A 15,706-nucleotide genomic window follows, 5' to 3' on the forward strand; every position below is an offset into this window, starting at 1 on the left:
CCTGAAATCATTCGGCTCTAGGCTGCTTTTTTCTTGGCGGCCGCGTGCCAGGCGGCGACGGCTTTTTCGGCGGCTTCGGCCAGCGTGTCGGCGACGATCACCGCTTCCCCGGAATCGGCCAGGATGCGGCGTCCTTCCTCGGCCTTGGTGCCTGAGAGGCGCACCACCAGCGGCACGGTGACGCCGACCTCGCGGATCGCCTTGACGACGCCTTCGGCCACCCAGTCGCAGCGGTTGATGCCGGCGAAGATGTTGACGAGGATGGTCTCGACATTCTTGTCGCCAAGCACGGCACGGAACGATTTCGCCACCCGCTCGGGCGAAGCGCCACCGCCAATGTCGAGGAAGTTGGCCGGCTCGCCGCCGGCGATCTTGATCATGTCCATCGTCGCCATGGCCAAGCCCGCGCCATTGATGATGCAGCCGATGTTGCCGTCGAGGCCGACATAGGAGAGGCCGCGGTCGCTGGCGAAGGTTTCGCGCGGATCTTCCTGGCTCTTGTCGCGCAGTTCGGAGATTTCCGGGCGCCGGAACAGCGCGTTCTCATCGAACGACATTTTTGCGTCGAGCGCGATCAGATTGCCGTCGCGAGTGACGACCAGCGGATTGATCTCCAGCATCGAGGCGTCGTAGTCGCGGAACACCTGGTAGCAGCTGAAGATGGTTTCGGTCGCCTTGCCGATCAGATTGTCCTCGAGCCCAAGCCCGAAAGCGATCTCGCGCGCCTGGAAGCGCTGCATGCCGACGCCAGGATCGACCGCCGCGCGAATGATCGAATCCGGGGCCGTCTCGGCGATCTCCTCGATCTCCATGCCGCCGGCGGCCGATGCCACGATCATGACGCGCTCTTCCTTACGGTCGAGGACAAAGCCGAGATAAAGTTCCTGGGCGATGTCGACCGCTTCCTCGAGATAGAGGCGCGAGATCAGCTTGCCACGCGGGCCGGTCTGACTGGTCACCAGCTTGCGGCCGAGCATGGCTTCCGCGGCGTTGGAAATCTCGTCGTCGTTCGTGCATAGCTTGATGCCGCCGGCCTTGCCGCGGGCGCCGGAGTGAACCTGCGCCTTCAGCACCCATTTGCCGCCGCCGATCTCGCGCGCCCTGTAGGTTGCCTGCTCGGGGCTGTAGGCCAGCCCGCCGCGCGGCACATGCACGCCGTGCCGGGCGAGCAGTTCCTTGGCCTGATATTCGTGGATGTCCATTGTTGTCCTCCCGGATATTGTCAGTGCGCCGCGACGCGCGGCTCTTTTTTGTTATCAAGTTGGCCGGCGCGTTCGATGGCCTCGTTGACCACCAGAACATTCCTCGCCATGCGCTCCGACGCGGCGTCGATCATCTTGCCGTCGAGGGCTGCCGCTCCCTTGCCCGCCGCCTCGGCCTCCTTCAGCACTTCGAGGATGCGCCTGGCGCGCGTCACCTCTTTCTCCGGCGGCGAGAAGACGTCGTTGGCGAGCGCTATCTGCGAGGGGTGGATCGCCCATTTGCCTTCGATGCCGAGGGCCGCGGCGCGCCTGGCACCGGCGATATACCCTTCCGGATCGGAGAAATCGCCGAACGGGCCGTCAATGGCGCGCAGGCCGTAGGCGCGGCAGGCGACGGTCATCCGCGACAGGGCGAAATGCCACTGGTCGCCGGGATAGTCGGGATTGAGGCCGCCGATGTTGACGGTGCGCGCCTTGCAGCTTGCCGCATAGTCGGCGACGCCGAAATGCATGGCTTCCAGTCGGCCCGGGGTTGCCGCGATAGCCTCGACATTGGCCATGCCGAGCGCGGTCTCGATCAGCGCTTCCAGCCCGACGCGGGTCTTGTATCCTTTGGCCATCTCGATCTGGTTGACCATGGCCTCGACCATGTAAAGGTCGGCCGGCACGCCGACTTTCGGCACCAGGATGGTGTCGAGCCGATCCCCGGCCTGCTCCATCACGTCGACCACGTCGCGGTACATGTAGTGGGTGTCGAGGCCGTTGATGCGCACCGACACGGTCTTGCCCTTGGCGCGCCAGTCGATGTCGTTGAGCGCCTGGATGATGTTCTTGCGGGCGCGCTCCTTGTCCGGTGGCGCGACCGCGTCCTCGATGTCGAGGAAGACGAAGTCGGCGGCGCTGTTTGCCGCCTTGTCGATCATCTCCGGGCTGGATCCGGGAACCGCCAGCTCGCTGCGCTGCAGCCGCAGTTTCTTCAAATGGTTGATGGTGTGGCTCATCGTCGGCTCCGTCAGGCGGCTTCGGCGACCGGCAGGGCGGCCGACGCGCGGAAATGCTGGATGGCGGCGCCGACGCCGGAGCCGGGCGCCAGCCTGACGCCGCAATCGAGCAGCGCCATTTCGGCGGCCGACAGCGAGGCCAGCACCATCACCTCGTTCAGCCAGCCGAGATGGCCGATGCGGAAGACCTTGCCGAACACCTTGTTGAGGCCGCCGCCGAGCGAGGTCTGGTAGCTGCGGTAGGCGCGCTTGACGACGTCGCCACTGTCGATGCCGTCCGGCACCAGGATGGCGCTGACCGTATCGGAGTGCCATTTCGGCGCCCTGGCGCAGAGCTTTAGGCCCCAGGCGTCGACCGCCTTGCGCACGCCTTCGGCCAGGCGATGATGGCGGACGAAGATGTTTTCGAGCCCTTCCTCGGCGATGAGGTCGAGCGAAGCGCGCAGGCCGCGCAGCAACTGGGTAGCCGGCGTATAAGGGAAATAGCCCGCATCGTTGGCGCGGATCATGTCCTCGAAGGAGAAGAAGCAGCGCCGGTGGGTGGCGCTCCTCGAAGCGACGAGCGCCTTCTTGCTGACCGAGAGGAAGCCGAGGCCGGCGGGCAGCATGAAACCTTTCTGCGAACCCGAGACGGCGCAGTCGACGCCCCATTCTTCCTGGCGGAAGTCGATCGAACCGATCGACGACACGCCGTCGACGAAGAGCAGGGCAGGGTGGTTTGCCTCGTCGAGGACGGCGCGGCAGCCCGCGACGTCGCTGGTCACGCCGGTCGCTGTCTCGTTCTGCGTGCAGAAGACGGCCTTGATGCGGTGCGCCTTGTCAGCCTTCAGCCGCTCGGCATAGAGCTCGAGCGGGACGCCGGTTCCCCATTCGCAGTCGATGACTTCGACCTCGAAGCCGAGGCGCTCGGCCATGTCGACCCACAGATGCGAGAACTGGCCGAAGCGCGACATCAGCACGCTGTCGCCGGGGCTGAGTACATTGGTCATCGCCGCTTCCCAGGCGCCGGTGCCCGACGACGGGTAGATGAAGACGCGGCCGGTCTCGTTCTTGAAGACTTTTTTGATGTCCTCGAACAGCGGCAGCGTGAGATCGGGGAAGGACGCGGCGCGCATGTCCTCCATCGGCAGGTTCATCGCCTGCCGGACCTGTTCGGGAATGTTGGTCGGTCCGGGAATGAAAAGATGGGTGAAACCGGCCATGATGCGAACTCCTCCTGATCCAGCAAAGCGGTGAGGGGAGTTTCGTTTCTACGGCCAAAGCCAACAACACCTCAGCGGGTAACATCTCGCCGCGCGCGGGTGGGAGAAGCCTACCCGGTCGGCCTACCCGAAGGGCTGCTTCTGGGTGCGCCTCTCTCGGGAATAGAGCGCGACGGCCATCGCCCGGTTGCGGACGTCGAGCTTGTCGTAGAGATTCTTCAGGTGGTACTTCACCGTGTTCTCGGAAATGCCCGTCCGCGTCGCGATCTGCAGATTGGTCCAGCCGTCGGAAAGCACCGCCAGCAGCTCGCGCTCACGCACCGTGAGCTGCGCCAGGGGCGTGTCGTTGACCTTGTTGATGTCGATATAGGGGATGCAGATGCGGCCATGCGCGACTGCCAGGATGGTGTCGAAGATGATGGCCGGGTCGTCGAACTGGAAGCAATAGCCCTGGGCCCCCAGCCGCACGCATTGCTTCAGGATGCCGATGTCATGGTCGTTGGAAAAGACGGTGATGCGCACATCGAGCTTGCGGCTCTGGACCTCGGCCAGCACATCGGCCCCGTCCATGTCGGCGAGCTTCCAGCCGATGACCGCGACGTCGAATCCGCCCGTCGCCGCTAGATCCAGGAATTGTTTGCCGCTCTGAACGGTGCTCAGCAAGTCGAAACGGCCGTCGCATTCGAGCATTTCGCGCAGCGCCGATATGACGAACGGATTGCGCTCGGCGACGACAATGCGCATGCGCCGGTCGCCAACTGCATTGCTCGTTTTCCCGGGCTTGCTGTTCAAGGGCCGTTTTTGTCCTGAGCTGATTGTGCCGCAACTCAAGGGCCAGGCTTCAGGCCTGGACCCGTATCATGACAATTCTGCCCCAATCGCGCCGGGGTGCTCTTTCCCCAGCGACATCGGCTGTCGCGCCGTCTGAAGCAGGGGTTCGCCGGTTCTTGATGGGTCAGACATCGCAGAGTCAGGCATCCGCGATGCGTTCGCCGTGTGGCGTGCAACAAGCGTTTCGTTTGATATCCCGTGCCTTAGGGCGATAAGTTCTCAAATCGAATCGCGCCTGCACGCGAGATGCATCGGATTTCCGCGAAACCGGTTTCCGCGTTAACGTCCGATGCTCTGAATCTGAGACGCAATTTTTTCCGGGATGGCGGGAGGCGGCGGTGGAGGACAAGCAGACGGCCTCCGCCAAAGCGACCGACGACGCCCACGCCGATATCTATGGCGAGGACGGTGCGGTCCTCTCGTCCTTCCTTGCCCAGATCGGGGCTGCGATCGCCGACCGCGATCCGCTGACCCTCAAGCAGGAAGTCGACGATCTGCACCAGTCGGAACTCGGCGACCTGATCGAGGCGCTGCATCCCGAGCAGCGGCAGGCCCTGGTCGAACTCCTGGGCGCCGATTTCGACCTTTCCGCGCTGACCGAGGTCGACGAGGCGATCCGCATGGAGATCGTCGATCATATGCCCAATGCGCAGATCGCGCAGGCGGTGCAGGAACTCGATTCCGACGACGCGGTCTACATTCTCGAAGATCTCGAAAAGGAAGACCAGGACGAGATCCTGTCGCAGCTGCCGTTCACCGAACGAATCAGGCTGCGCCGCTCGCTCGACTATCCCGAAGAGACCGCCGGGCGGCGCATGCAGACGGAGTTCGTCGCGGTGCCGCCGTTCTGGACCATCGGCCAGACCATCGACTATATGCGCGAGGACAAGAACCTTCCCGACCGCTTCAGCCAGATCTTCGTCATCGACCCGACCTTCAAGCTGTTAGGGGCCATCGATCTCGACCAGATCCTGCGCACCAAGCGCGCCGTCAAGGTCGAGGATGTCATGCATGAGACGCGGCATCTCATCCCGGCCACCATGGATCAGGAAGAGGCCGCGCGCGAATTCGAGCAGTACGATCTGCTTTCAGCCGCCGTCGTCGACGAGAATGAGCGGCTGGTCGGCGTGCTGACCATCGACGACGTCGTCGACGTCATCCAGCAGGAAGCAGAGGAAGATCTGCTGCGCATGGGCGGCGTCGGCGACGAAGAGCTCTCCGACAGCATTCTTTCGACATCGCGCTCGCGTGTCCCCTGGTTGCTGATCAATCTCTTGACCGCATTCCTGGCGGCATCGGTGATCGGCCTGTTCGACCACACGATCGAGCGCATCGTGGCGCTCGCCGTGCTGATGCCGATCGTGGCCGGCATGGGCGGCAATGCGGGGTCGCAGACCATGACCGTCACCGTGCGCGCGCTGGCGACGAAAGACCTCGACATCTACAATGCCGGCCGCATCATCCGCCGCGAGATGGGCGTCGGTTTCATCAACGGCATTGTCTTTGCCATCCTGATCGGCATTGTCGCGTCAGTCTGGTTCCATGATCCCAATCTGGGCGGCATCATCGCGGCGGCGATGATCATCAACATGTTCGTCGCCGCACTTGCCGGCATCCTGATCCCGCTGCTGCTCGACCGGTTCAAGATCGATCCGGCGGTGGCGTCGGCGGTCTTCGTCACCACAGTCACCGATGTCGTCGGCTTCTTTGCCTTCCTCGGCCTGGCAACCTGGTGGTTCAGCGTCCGGTGATCGGTCTCAATTGACTTTTACGTAAATGCCGTGCGAGGCTCGCGCGGGGGCCGTGTCGATTCCGACGGGCAAAGGTTGGTTCGGGACGGGGAGGCGGCGCCACGTGGCGTTGCCCGGGATTTCGGCATGGAGTGACAATGCGGGAATATTATTCGATCACCGAACTGACCCGCGAATTCGACGTGTCGACGCGAACACTGCGTTTCTATGAGGACGAGGGGCTGGTGCAGCCGGTGCGGCGCGGCCGCACGCGACTGTTTCGTCCGTCCGACCGGCATCTCATCCGGCAGATCATGCGCGGCAAAAGGCTCGGCTTCTCGATCAACGAGATCCGCGAAATCATCCAGATGTACAAAGAGCCGCCGGGCGAGGTCGGGCAGCTCAAGCTGATGATCAAGCGCATCGAGGAAAAGCGCGAGGATCTCAGGCAGAAACGCCGCGACCTCGAAGAGACGCTGGCCGAACTCGACCAGGCCGAGGAATCCTGTGTCGAGCGGCTGGTGGAACTCGGCGTGAATACCTGACGCCGTTCAAATCCAGCGTCGCACCCTCTTGGCGTAGTCCCGGTATTTCTTACCGAATTTCGTCGCCAGTATCTTTTCTTCGCCCTCGATCGCCAGTTTCTGGGTGAGGAACGCCGCGATGAAGGCTAGCGGCAGGAACCAGACGATGCCGGTGACAAAGGCGACGCCGATCAGCAGCAGCGTGTTGGCGAGATACATGGGGTTGCGGGTGATGCCGAAGGGACCCGTGGTGACGAGGTGGTCCGGCACCCCGTTGGGGTTCAGCGTCGTCCTGGCCCGCATCATGGTGCGGATGGCGGTAAACCAGAGTGCGGCGACACCGAACAGGGCCACCCAGCCGGCAGCGAACAGGACGTCGCCCAGAAGGTCGCCGATCCAGGGCAGGGGATAGACCAGGCCGAGGATGACGCTGATGGCGATCGCCGCGGTGTAGATCACCGGCGGCCAGGGTATCAGCCCGGGCTTCGGCTGCTTTTCGGTCACTGCGTTCCTCCCTCGTCCAGCTTCTCGTCGGTCTGGGCCGTGCAACTGCCGGCCAGATCGCCCAGATGCGCCCTGAAATCCGCAGTCTGGTCGTTGTTGTAGAGCCGATCAAGAGAGCCTTCGCCTTGAAGCGTCTGGAGCATGCAGCCGCAATAGCTCGAACAGAAGGTCGCGTTGCGCGTCTGCTCGCATGAAACCTGGCAGGTTTTCAGGAATTCCACCTGAGGGGTTTCGGCGGGTGCGGGCATCACTTGCGAAAACAGCCAGACGCAGCCGAACAGCAGCGGCTGGTGGATCAGGTAGAAAGCAAGACTGTGCCGGCCGATGAAGAGCAGGGGATTGGCCCAGCGGCCGGGCGTAAGGCTGGCCAGCCGCCCCAGCAGACCCGATGTGGAGGCAAGCTTGGCCGCCCCAAGACCGGCCAGCACCACGCCAAACCACGGGAACAACGGCACGTAGTCGTTGGAACGCGGGTTGATTGCGGAAAGGCCGACCCACCACAGCCAGGGATGGTCGAAGGACTCCAGGCTGACATAGAAGGGAACAGCTATAACCACCGCCGCGACCAGCAAGGTAAGCAGTGCCGGCAAGCGCAGGAAGGCGAGGCCGAGCAGGCTGGCGATCGCGATCTCATGCAGGATGCCGAAGAAGATGAAGCCGCCCGGCGTGACGAACCAGGTGACGACCGATATGGCGATCGCCGCCGCCGCGACCATGGCGAAACGCTTCCAGAAGCCGGTCCAGCGGATCTGTTTGCCGTGGGCAAGAAACAGGCTGACGCCGACCAGGAACAGGAAGGTCGAGGCGATGCAGCGCGCGTAGAATTTCCACCAGCCGAACGCGGTCAAGCCCGGATCGGTGTAGTGGAAATTCTCCAGATCCCAGGTGAAATGGTAGCTCGCCATGGCCAGCAGCGCGATGCCGCGCACGACATCGATGGCGACGATGCGCCTGGTTTGGCCCGGAACGGGTGCGGTCGGCGTTTGGATGGTCATGTGCTCGCGATCTGATTCAGCCCTGCGTGAGGACTATCACGGTTGGACGGGACAGATGAAGGCCGGCCCATCGGATCAAGCGACGCTTTAGGCCAGAGCCGGGAAGACATTGACCGGCTTCGCTTTTGGCCGGGTAGGCGTCGGTTTCCTCTTATCGGACCGGGACTGACCACGGCAGATTCGACCGGTGATTCTGCTTTGGGGAAGCAATGTCCACCCATGTGCGCCACCCGATCTGGCTCCCGGCCCTCAAGGCCGCGGATGCGCGCACCTTCGCCTCGCTCTACGCGGTCGAATCCTTCGCCCGCGCCACGGTGTCGAGCGTCATTCCGATCCAGGCCTACGAGATCCTGCATAACGAGCAGATCGTCTCGATCCTCTACACGATCGTGGCGCTGCTCGGCCTGTCTGTGACCTTATTCATGCCGCTGCTGATCCGCCGCTTTGCCCGGCGCTGGGTCTATACCGCCGGCGCCTGCCTGCTCGCCATCGGCTCGCTGTTCTTCGTCACCCATACGCTTGCCGGACAATTGGCGGGCATGTTGTGCCGGGTGATGGGCGCCAGCGCGCTGTCGATCACGCTCAACCTCTACATCATGGACCACATCCGCAAGACCGACTTCATGCAGGCCGAATCGCTGCGCATGGCGTGGTCGATGCTCGCCTGGACCGGCGGGCCGACGCTCGGCATCTTCCTCTACACGCGCTTCGGCATCTACGCCGCGCATGGTGCGGTGGCGGTTTTCGCGCTGGCCCTGCTGGCGCTGTTCTGGACCTATCGGCTGGGCGACAACCAGTCGATACGGCCAGGCAAGACCCGGCCGGCCAATCCGCTCGCCAATATCGGTCGCTTCATCGCACAGCCCAGATTGAGGCTGGCCTGGCTGATCGCCTTCGGGCGCTCCTGCTTCTGGACGACCTTCTTCGTCTACGGGCCACTGTTCATGGTCATCACGGGCGAGGGCAAGCTGGCCGGCGGCCTGCTGGTCTCGGCCGGCAACGCGCTTTTGTTCATGGCCATCTTCTGGGGCAAGGCCGGGAAGCGCTTCGGCGGCCGCCGCACCATGACATTTGCCTATTTCGCCATGTCGGCAATGCTGCTGGCCGCGGGCACGGTGGGAGCGAGCGCACCGTTGCTGACCGGGGCTTTCCTGCTTGGCGGCGCGTTCTTCACCATCGCGCTCGACGCGCTGGGTTCGACCGCCTTCATGCGCTCGGTGCGCTCCTATGAACGGGCGCAGATGGCGGCGGTCTACCGCACCTATCTCGATTTTTCCGAGCTGACCCCGCCGCTGGTCTACTCCGTCGTGCTGATCTTCTTCGGCCTGGGCTCGGTGTTCGTCACGCTCGGCCTGCTGGCGGCCGTATGCGGCTTCGTGACATGGCGGTATCTGCCGAAGTCGCTGTGAGGATCACGGCGAAAGCGTCGCATGCCCTTCGCGCACCCAATTGTGGAAGCGGTGCAGCTCATATTCCTCGGGCATCAGCACGCCGGCTTCGTGCCGCATCGAACGCAGGCCCCTCTGGTTGACCTCGCAGATCGCTGCATCCTCTTCCAGCACCTGTGTGCCGAAGGCGACGATATTGTCGATGTCGGTCGTGGCCAGCGCCTCGGGCGCGAACAGCCATTCGGCGACAAGCTCCGTCTGTTCGGGGTCGAGCGGCACCAGGCGCACGGTCCTGACATAGTCGACATGACCAACGATGAACATCGAGGGCAGGCTGGTGGCGTAGGTCTGGCCGGAGGCGCGTTCGGTTGGTGTCAGCCCCGGAAAGACCGGCCCATGCGTCTGGCCGTCGCGCGACCAGGTCTCGGCCCCGGCGCGCAGGCCGCCGGAAAACTCGGGCGCGTCATTGTCGGCGTGGCGCGTCCATTCGGGGTCGTCATGCCGGCTCATCAGGCCGCGGCCATAGATCGGCACCAGCCGCGACAGGTCCTTGTGGACGCCCGGACAGTGCAGGCACTCGTTGAAGTTTTCCCAAAATATCTTCCAATTGCAGTGCATCACCTTGCGCAGCACATGGCCGGTCACCAGCGTTTCCAGCGGCCAGTTGCCGAGATTGCCGGAGGTGGGGTCGAAGGATGCCTGCGCGGAGCCCGCCGCGCCCTCCTGCAGATTGATGAACACGAAGCCGCGCCAGACCGAGAGCGCGACGCGGTAGAGCGGATGGTCTGATTTGTCGAAGCCGTCCGGCAGCGATTTCGACGGCACCCGCACGAGGTCGCCGCGCAGCGAATAGGACCAGGCATGATAGGGGCACGTGATCAGCCGCGCCTTCAGCCGGCCCTCGCTTTCCTGGCAAAGCTGCGAGCCGCGATGGCGGCAGGTGTTGTGGAAGGCGCGCAGTTCGCCGGTGTCGTCACGCAGCACGACAATGTCCTGCGTACCGATGCGGAATCGGCGGAAGGCCAGCGGCTGGGCCAGATCGGCCTCTCGGCAGACGAGCAGCCAGCTCTTGTACCAGATGGCATCGAGGTCGCGCTGGTAGCTCGCACCGTCCCAATAGGCAGATGAGGGCAGGGTCGGTTCGGCCTGGGTCAGGCCATTATAGGGATCGCGCTCGCTGGCAGTGGGATGCATGGCTGGCTTCCTGTGAAGGCGCCAGCCGACACCTGGCCGGGCGAATTGTCAATTGTCGTGCCTGGAGACGGCATGGCGCAATCTCGCTGTTCGCCGGCGGAATTTGGTTTGCCGCGTCTCGTGATTTTCCCTATAGTCATCCGGTCGTCGGTTCCACTTTGGAGCCAAGAGGGAATGTGGTGCGGGCAAAAGTCTTGCCCAATGCCGCGGCTGCCCCCGCAACTGTGTGCGGTAGTCCTCTCCATATGCCACTGAAGACTCGTCTTCGGGAAGGTGGAGAAGGGCGCTGATCCGTGAGCCAGGAGACCTGCCGACGACGGCAAAACTGACAGGCCCTCGGGTGGAGGGTGAAAGGACAAGACATGAATACCGCTTCCGTCTCCCTCGGCGCTTCCGTCTCCTCGCAGTCGCGCTTCATGCAGCTGGCGCTCGCCGCGCTGCTCGGCACGTTCATCATCGGCTTTGTCGGCTTCTCGCATATCGATGCGGTCCACAATGCCGGTCATGACAACCGGCATTCGATGGCGTTTCCCTGCCACTGACGAGGGTCTGACATCATGAATCTGTTTCGCAACGTCGTGTTCATCGCGGCGATCGCAGGGCTCGTGGCCGGCGTCGCTCTTGCCTGCATGCAGGCCTATGCCACCGTGCCGCTGATCCTCAAGGCGGAAGTCTACGAACAGGCTGAAGGCGGCCACAAGCATGAACACGCCGCGGCGCCGGCTGATGCCGCCAGCGGCAACGCAATGAGCTCCGCCGCACCGGCGGCATCAAATACCATGAGCACTGCCACGCCGGCACCGGCCGAAGCTGCCGCTCCGGCCGAAGACGAGGGCTGGGCGCCGGCCGACGGCTTCGAGCGCTTTGCGTTCAACGTCGTCTCCAACGTCGTCACGGGCATCGGCTTCGCATTGATCCTGGTCGCGGTTTCGGAATTCGCCGGCGGCATCGGCAATTGGCGCCAGGGCGTGTTTTGGGGGCTGGCCGGCTTTGCCGTGTTCACGCTGGCGCCTGGGCTCGGCCTGCCGCCGGAACTGCCGGCCATGCCTGCCGCCGACCTGACGCAGCGACAGATCTGGTGGGTGGCAACCGTCGTCGCGACCGCCATCGGGCTCGGCCTGATCGCGTTCCGCAAGTCGCTGCCGCTGGCCATTCTCGGCGTGGCGCTGATCGTTGCCCCGCACATCGTCGGCGCGCCGCAGCCGGACAGCTTCGAGACGCCGATCCCGGAAGGCTTGCACCACCAGTTCGTGGTGGCGGTGACCGTGACCAATCTGGTGTTCTGGCTGGTGCTTGGCGCTGTCGTCGGCGTGGTACGCGGACGCTTCACCGGCAGCGCGACCAGCCTGCGCGACAGCTTTGCCTGATCAAGGCAAGCTGACCTTCATCGTCGGCGGTGCGCGCTCCGGCAAGAGCGCGCATGCCGAAGCCCTGGCGACGGCGTTGGCGTCGCCCTGGACCTATATCGCCACGGCCCAAGCCTATGACGACGAGATGCGTGAGCGTATCGCATTGCACCGCTCGCGGCGTGGCGAGGGCTGGACGACCATCGACGCACCGCTAGACCTTGCCGGCGCGCTCGAGGCCTTGCCCGACAACCAGCCGGTGCTGGTCGACTGCCTGACGCTGTGGCTGACCAATCACATGCTGGCCGATCACGACGTTGGCGCCGAGTGCCGGCGGCTGGCGGATGTGCTGTCGCGGACGCGCGGGCCTTGGTTCGTTGTCTCCAACGAGGTCGGGCAAGGCATCGTGCCTGACAATGCGCTGGCGCGCCGTTTTCGCGATGACGCCGGACGGCTCAACCAGCAGATTGCGGCGATTGCCGACACGGTGCTGCTGATGGTGGCGGGACTGCCGCTCAAGGTGAAATGAGATGACCGACCTGGACAACGAGCCCACAGAAGACCGGGACGAAGAGCGCCACCGCGCCAAGATGGCCAAGCGCAAGGCGGTGCAGGACGCCGAGGTGGCGGCCAAGACGATCGAAAAAGGGCTGCTCATCGTCAACACCGGACCCGGCAAGGGCAAGACCACTGCCGCCTTCGGCCTCGCGCTTCGCATGCTCGGCTACGGCAAGCGTGTCGGCGTCGTCCAGTTCATCAAGGGCAAGTGGCATACGGGCGAGAAGGATGCGTTTGCTGCCTTCGGCGACCGTGTCGTCTGGCATGCGATGGGCGAGGGTTTTACCTGGGAGACGCAGGATCTGAAGCGCGACATCGCGGCGGCGGAAGCTGCCTGGGCCAAGGCGCTGGAGCTGATCGCCGACCCCTCGATCAGCCTCGTCGTGCTCGACGAGCTCAACATCGCCCTGCGCTACGATTATCTCGATCTCGACAAGGTGGTTGCGGGGCTGAAGAGCCGCCGCGAGGACCTGCATGTCGTCGTCACCGGCCGCAATGCCAAGCCGGCATTGGTCGAGGCAGCCGACCTGGTCACCGAGATGGGCGTGACCAAGCATCATTTTTCGGCGGGCGTGAAGGCGCAGCAGGGAATAGAGTTCTAATGCATGTCGCCCAGAAGTGTGCAGCGGTTCTGGGACAACGACATGCATCAAGACAAAGACTTAAAGCGCGCCGCCTGAATCCCTTGCCGCGCGACGCGCTTTAAAACGCAAGAACGGCGATTGCCGAAACCACGCCAAACAACGCGATCAGCAGATAGTCGGCGACGCGGTAGAGCTTCAGCGCCCGCCTGATGTCGCCGCTGTCGACGTCGCGGCGGCCGCCTTCGCCCATGAAGACGTCGTCGACGACGATGCCGCCATAGCTTCGTGGCCCGGCAAGTGCTAGACCAAGCGCGCCGGCCATAGCCGCTTCTGGCCAGCCGGCATTGGGCGAGCGGTGCTTCTTGGCATCGCGCCACACGGCCTGCCTGGCGCTGCCGGGATCAGCGCCCTTGACCAGGAAAGCCGCCAGCACGATCAGCAGCGCCGTCAGCCGCGATGCCGGCAGGTTGATCCAGTCGTCGAAACGCGCCGCCGCCCAGCCGAAAGCCTCGTGGCGCGGGGTGCGGTGGCCGATCATCGAATCGGCGGTGTTGGCGGCCTTGTAGGCAGCGCCGCCGGCCAGTCCGCCGACACCGGTCCAGAAGGCAGGGGCGACGATACCGTCGGAAAAGTTCTCGGCCAGGCTTTCGATCGCCGCGCGGCAGACGGCGGCGCGGTCGAGCGCTTCGGGGTCGCGGCCGACGATGCGCGAGACGGCGACACGGCCCATGGCGAGGCCGCCCGAGTCGAGGGCGTCGGCCACCGCCTCGACATGTTCGTAAAGGCTCTTCTGCGACAGCAGCGATGTCGCCAGGAGAGCCGCGACAACCAGTCCCAGGGGAACGAACCAGATGAGGACAAGCTGTATGCAGAGGCCGATCACCGCCGGCACAAGCACGATGACCAGCAGCGCCTGGACGCCGCGTTGGCGACGCAGCGCATCGGGATCGGTGGCGCGGTTGAGCCTGATGTCGAGAAAGGATATCAGCCTGCCGAACCACGTCACCGGATGGCCGATGGCTCGGAACAGCCAGTCCGGATAACCCAGGACCGATTCGACGGCCAGTGACAGGAAAGCGATAAGGACTGACATGAGGCTTCTTGAAGGAGCGGTGGACCATGGTGGAAGTCTCGGCCGGGCGAGGGCGCTTTTTCCCAACGCCTTGCTGCCTTTCGTCGACCTCTCGACCGGTATCAATCCGCACTCCTACCCGCTTTTCGACCTGCCCGCCACCTCGTTGGCGCGATTGCCGGAAGCCGCGCGCGGGCGCGAACTGACAGAGATCGCCGCCAGAACCTATAGCGCGCCATCGCCGGCCAATGTCGTCGCGGCGCCCGGCACGCAGATACTGTTGCCGCGCGTGGCATCGCTGGTCCGACCCGGCAAGGCACTTGTTCTGGGCCCGACCTATGCCGAACATGCCCGCGCCGCGGCGATTGCCGGGCATGAGGTGAGCGAAGTCGGGGATTTCGCGGCATTGGCAGAGGCCGATCTTGCCATCGTGGTCAATCCGAACAATCCCGATGGACGCGTCATCGAGCGCGACCGGCTGCTGGCGCTGGCCGCCGGACTGCGCGCCAGGGGCGGGCGGCTTGTCGTCGACGAGGCGTTCATGGATGTCGGCCCGCGCCAGCACAGCCTCGCTGGCGATGTCGATCGAGGCGGCATTGTCGTGCTGCGCTCGTTCGGCAAATTCTTCGGCCTGGCCGGGGTGCGGCTTGGCTTCGCGCTTTCGGATGCAGCGACGGTGGAATTTCTGGAAACGCAATTCGGGCCCTGGGCCGTCGCCGGACCGGCGCTGGAATACGGCATCCGCGCGCTTGCCGACATTGGCTGGCAGGATGCGATGCGGGCATCGCTAACCGAGGCAGCGGCGCGGCTCGACGGACTGTTCGGCCGTTTCGGCGTTCCCGTTGCAGGGGGCACGACGTTGTTCCGCTACCTTCAACTGCCGGATGCCGCCGGCCTGTTTTCAGCGCTTGGCGAGCGCGGCGTCCTGCTGCGGCATTTTCCCGACCGGCCGCATGTCCTGCGTGCCGGCTTGCCGGGATGTCAGGAGGAATGGCAGCGGCTCGAATCCGCTCTTGCCGGATGGGCCGCGCGGCGCGAGGATCGGTCGAAAGGTTGCGAACAATGATCCATGTCTGCTCCCTGGCGAAGATCGAGGAAACGGTGGCCCGGACCGGCGCCGACCGCATGCTGTCGCTGCTCTCGGTCGGAACCGATGTGACGCGTCCGGCCTCGATTGCGAGGGAAAATCATCTGCATCTGGTCATGCACGACATCGCCGTGGCGCAGGACGGCATGACCATGCCGGGCGAGGAACATGTGCGCAGCCTGCTCGATTTTGCCCGCGGCTGGGATCGGGCCAAGCCGATGGTGGTGCATTGCTACGCCGGCATCAGCCGCTCGACCGCTTCGGCCTACATCATCGCCGCGGCGCTGGCGCCGCAACGCGATGAGATGGAATTGGCGCAAACGTTGAGGGCATTGTCGCCTTCGGCAACGCCCAACCCCCGACTGATCGCGGTGGCCGATGCGCTGCTTGATCGCAACGGCCGCATGATCGAGGCGATCCAGTCGATCGGCCGTGGCGCCGATGCCTTCGAAGGCACGCCGTTCGCGCTGAAGCTCGAAGGGTAGGGC

General features: G+C 64.4%; 17 protein-coding genes and 1 riboswitch. Of the genes, 9 read left to right on the plus strand and 8 right to left on the minus strand.

Annotation, left to right across the window (positions count from 1 at the left end):
- Positions 1-17 precede the first annotated feature (17 nt).
- The 4 genes from EB233_RS16675 to EB233_RS16690 form a co-directional block, all read right to left on the minus strand.
- Positions 18-1,202 carry a malate--CoA ligase subunit beta gene (locus tag EB233_RS16675; protein ID WP_027051271.1) on the minus strand — a complete coding sequence of 395 codons (1,185 nt, stop codon included), beginning with the start codon at positions 1,200-1,202 and terminating at the stop codon, positions 18-20.
- Between the two features lie 20 nt (positions 1,203-1,222).
- Positions 1,223-2,203 (minus strand): HpcH/HpaI aldolase/citrate lyase family protein, encoded by a 981-nt coding sequence (locus EB233_RS16680; RefSeq protein WP_064988296.1) that lies wholly within the window; start codon positions 2,201-2,203, stop codon positions 1,223-1,225.
- Between the two features lie 11 nt (positions 2,204-2,214).
- The gene (locus EB233_RS16685; protein WP_064988297.1) at positions 2,215-3,405 is read right to left on the minus strand and encodes an aminotransferase class V-fold PLP-dependent enzyme; all 1,191 of its coding nucleotides are present in this window, start codon (positions 3,403-3,405) and stop codon (positions 2,215-2,217) included.
- Positions 3,406-3,528: 123 nt separating this feature from the next.
- The gene (locus EB233_RS16690) at positions 3,529-4,149 is read right to left on the minus strand and encodes a LuxR C-terminal-related transcriptional regulator (protein WP_064988298.1); all 621 of its coding nucleotides are present in this window, start codon (positions 4,147-4,149) and stop codon (positions 3,529-3,531) included.
- A 425-nt stretch (positions 4,150-4,574) separates the two neighbouring features.
- Here EB233_RS16690 and mgtE point away from each other — a divergent pair, with 425 nt between their 5' ends.
- On the plus strand, positions 4,575-5,987 hold the full coding sequence (gene mgtE, locus EB233_RS16695; RefSeq protein ID WP_064988299.1) for a magnesium transporter: 1,413 nt from the start codon (positions 4,575-4,577) through the stop codon (positions 5,985-5,987).
- Positions 5,988-6,124: 137 nt separating this feature from the next.
- Positions 6,125-6,511 (plus strand): MerR family transcriptional regulator, encoded by a 387-nt coding sequence (locus EB233_RS16700; RefSeq protein WP_006203215.1) that lies wholly within the window; start codon positions 6,125-6,127, stop codon positions 6,509-6,511.
- 6 nt (positions 6,512-6,517) lie between these two features.
- On the opposite strand, the gene EB233_RS16705 is transcribed toward EB233_RS16700, so the two are convergent.
- Positions 6,518-6,994, minus strand: a complete 477-nt coding sequence (locus EB233_RS16705) for a methyltransferase family protein (RefSeq protein ID WP_064988300.1) — start codon at positions 6,992-6,994, stop codon at positions 6,518-6,520.
- Complete coding sequence (locus EB233_RS16710; RefSeq protein WP_064988301.1) at positions 6,991-7,989, minus strand: acetyltransferase domain-containing protein; 999 nt, start codon at positions 7,987-7,989, stop codon at positions 6,991-6,993. Before EB233_RS16710 ends, EB233_RS16705 begins: the two co-directional genes overlap by 4 nt.
- 209 nt (positions 7,990-8,198) lie before the next feature.
- On the opposite strand from EB233_RS16710, the gene EB233_RS16715 reads away from it, so the two are divergent.
- A complete protein-coding gene (locus EB233_RS16715; RefSeq protein WP_064988302.1) occupies positions 8,199-9,398 on the plus strand; it encodes an MFS transporter in 1,200 nt (399 codons plus the stop codon).
- 3 nt (positions 9,399-9,401) lie between these two features.
- On the opposite strand, the gene EB233_RS16720 is transcribed toward EB233_RS16715, so the two are convergent.
- Complete coding sequence (locus EB233_RS16720) at positions 9,402-10,571, minus strand: aromatic ring-hydroxylating oxygenase subunit alpha (protein ID WP_064988303.1); 1,170 nt, start codon at positions 10,569-10,571, stop codon at positions 9,402-9,404.
- Positions 10,572-10,702: 131 nt separating this feature from the next.
- A riboswitch (cobalamin riboswitch) is annotated at positions 10,703-10,900 on the plus strand.
- 33 nt (positions 10,901-10,933) lie between these two features.
- On the opposite strand from EB233_RS16720, the gene EB233_RS16725 reads away from it, so the two are divergent.
- Genes EB233_RS16725 through cobO form a run of 4 tightly spaced genes read left to right on the plus strand, consistent with a single transcriptional unit; the run spans position 10,934 to position 13,077 of the window.
- On the plus strand, positions 10,934-11,113 hold the full coding sequence (locus tag EB233_RS16725) for a CbtB domain-containing protein (protein ID WP_027051280.1): 180 nt from the start codon (positions 10,934-10,936) through the stop codon (positions 11,111-11,113).
- 15 nt (positions 11,114-11,128) lie between these two features.
- Positions 11,129-11,938, plus strand: coding sequence for a CbtA family protein (locus EB233_RS16730; protein WP_064988304.1), 810 nt, complete (start codon positions 11,129-11,131; stop codon positions 11,936-11,938).
- Positions 11,931-12,446 carry a bifunctional adenosylcobinamide kinase/adenosylcobinamide-phosphate guanylyltransferase gene (gene cobU / locus EB233_RS16735; RefSeq protein ID WP_064988305.1) on the plus strand — a complete coding sequence of 172 codons (516 nt, stop codon included), beginning with the start codon at positions 11,931-11,933 and terminating at the stop codon, positions 12,444-12,446. The genes EB233_RS16730 and cobU overlap by 8 nt, the downstream gene beginning before the upstream one ends.
- A gap of 1 nt (position 12,447) precedes the next feature.
- Complete coding sequence (gene cobO / locus EB233_RS16740) at positions 12,448-13,077, plus strand: cob(I)yrinic acid a,c-diamide adenosyltransferase (RefSeq protein WP_064988306.1); 630 nt, start codon at positions 12,448-12,450, stop codon at positions 13,075-13,077.
- Between the two features lie 100 nt (positions 13,078-13,177).
- On the opposite strand, the gene cbiB is transcribed toward cobO, so the two are convergent.
- Complete coding sequence (cbiB, locus tag EB233_RS16745; RefSeq protein WP_064988307.1) at positions 13,178-14,152, minus strand: adenosylcobinamide-phosphate synthase CbiB; 975 nt, start codon at positions 14,150-14,152, stop codon at positions 13,178-13,180.
- On the opposite strand from cbiB, the gene cobD reads away from it, so the two are divergent.
- On the plus strand, positions 14,151-15,197 hold the full coding sequence (cobD, locus tag EB233_RS16750) for a threonine-phosphate decarboxylase CobD (protein ID WP_081293936.1): 1,047 nt from the start codon (positions 14,151-14,153) through the stop codon (positions 15,195-15,197). The two genes, cbiB and cobD, sit on opposite strands and share 2 nt — an antisense overlap.
- Positions 15,194-15,703, plus strand: a complete 510-nt coding sequence (locus EB233_RS16755) for a tyrosine phosphatase family protein (protein WP_064988308.1) — start codon at positions 15,194-15,196, stop codon at positions 15,701-15,703. The genes cobD and EB233_RS16755 overlap by 4 nt, the downstream gene beginning before the upstream one ends.
- Positions 15,704-15,706: the final 3 nt, after the last annotated feature.

Source organism: Mesorhizobium erdmanii (genome assembly GCF_013170725.1).
Lineage (GTDB): Bacteria > Pseudomonadota > Alphaproteobacteria > Rhizobiales > Rhizobiaceae > Mesorhizobium > Mesorhizobium erdmanii.

Excerpts from the sequence above, each read along its gene's own strand:
- EB233_RS16675 (WP_027051271.1), bottom strand. The coding sequence starts at position 1,202 with ATGGACATCCACGAATATCAGGCCAAGGAACTGCTCGCCCGGCACGGC.
- EB233_RS16680 (WP_064988296.1), bottom strand. The coding sequence starts at position 2,203 with ATGAGCCACACCATCAACCATTTGAAGAAACTGCGGCTGCAGCGCAGC.
- EB233_RS16685 (WP_064988297.1), bottom strand. The coding sequence starts at position 3,405 with ATGGCCGGTTTCACCCATCTTTTCATTCCCGGACCGACCAACATTCCC.
- EB233_RS16690 (WP_064988298.1), bottom strand. The coding sequence starts at position 4,149 with ATGCGCATTGTCGTCGCCGAGCGCAATCCGTTCGTCATATCGGCGCTG.
- EB233_RS16700 (WP_006203215.1), top strand. The coding sequence starts at position 6,125 with ATGCGGGAATATTATTCGATCACCGAACTGACCCGCGAATTCGACGTG.
- EB233_RS16710 (WP_064988301.1), bottom strand. The coding sequence starts at position 7,989 with ATGACCATCCAAACGCCGACCGCACCCGTTCCGGGCCAAACCAGGCGC.
- EB233_RS16715 (WP_064988302.1), top strand. The coding sequence starts at position 8,199 with ATGTCCACCCATGTGCGCCACCCGATCTGGCTCCCGGCCCTCAAGGCC.
- EB233_RS16720 (WP_064988303.1), bottom strand. The coding sequence starts at position 10,571 with ATGCATCCCACTGCCAGCGAGCGCGATCCCTATAATGGCCTGACCCAG.
- EB233_RS16725 (WP_027051280.1), top strand. The coding sequence starts at position 10,934 with ATGAATACCGCTTCCGTCTCCCTCGGCGCTTCCGTCTCCTCGCAGTCG.
- EB233_RS16730 (WP_064988304.1), top strand. The coding sequence starts at position 11,129 with ATGAATCTGTTTCGCAACGTCGTGTTCATCGCGGCGATCGCAGGGCTC.
- cobO (WP_064988306.1), top strand. The coding sequence starts at position 12,448 with ATGACCGACCTGGACAACGAGCCCACAGAAGACCGGGACGAAGAGCGC.
- cobD (WP_081293936.1), top strand. The coding sequence starts at position 14,151 with ATGAGGCTTCTTGAAGGAGCGGTGGACCATGGTGGAAGTCTCGGCCGG.
- cbiB (WP_064988307.1), bottom strand. The coding sequence starts at position 14,152 with ATGTCAGTCCTTATCGCTTTCCTGTCACTGGCCGTCGAATCGGTCCTG.
- EB233_RS16755 (WP_064988308.1), top strand. The coding sequence starts at position 15,194 with ATGATCCATGTCTGCTCCCTGGCGAAGATCGAGGAAACGGTGGCCCGG.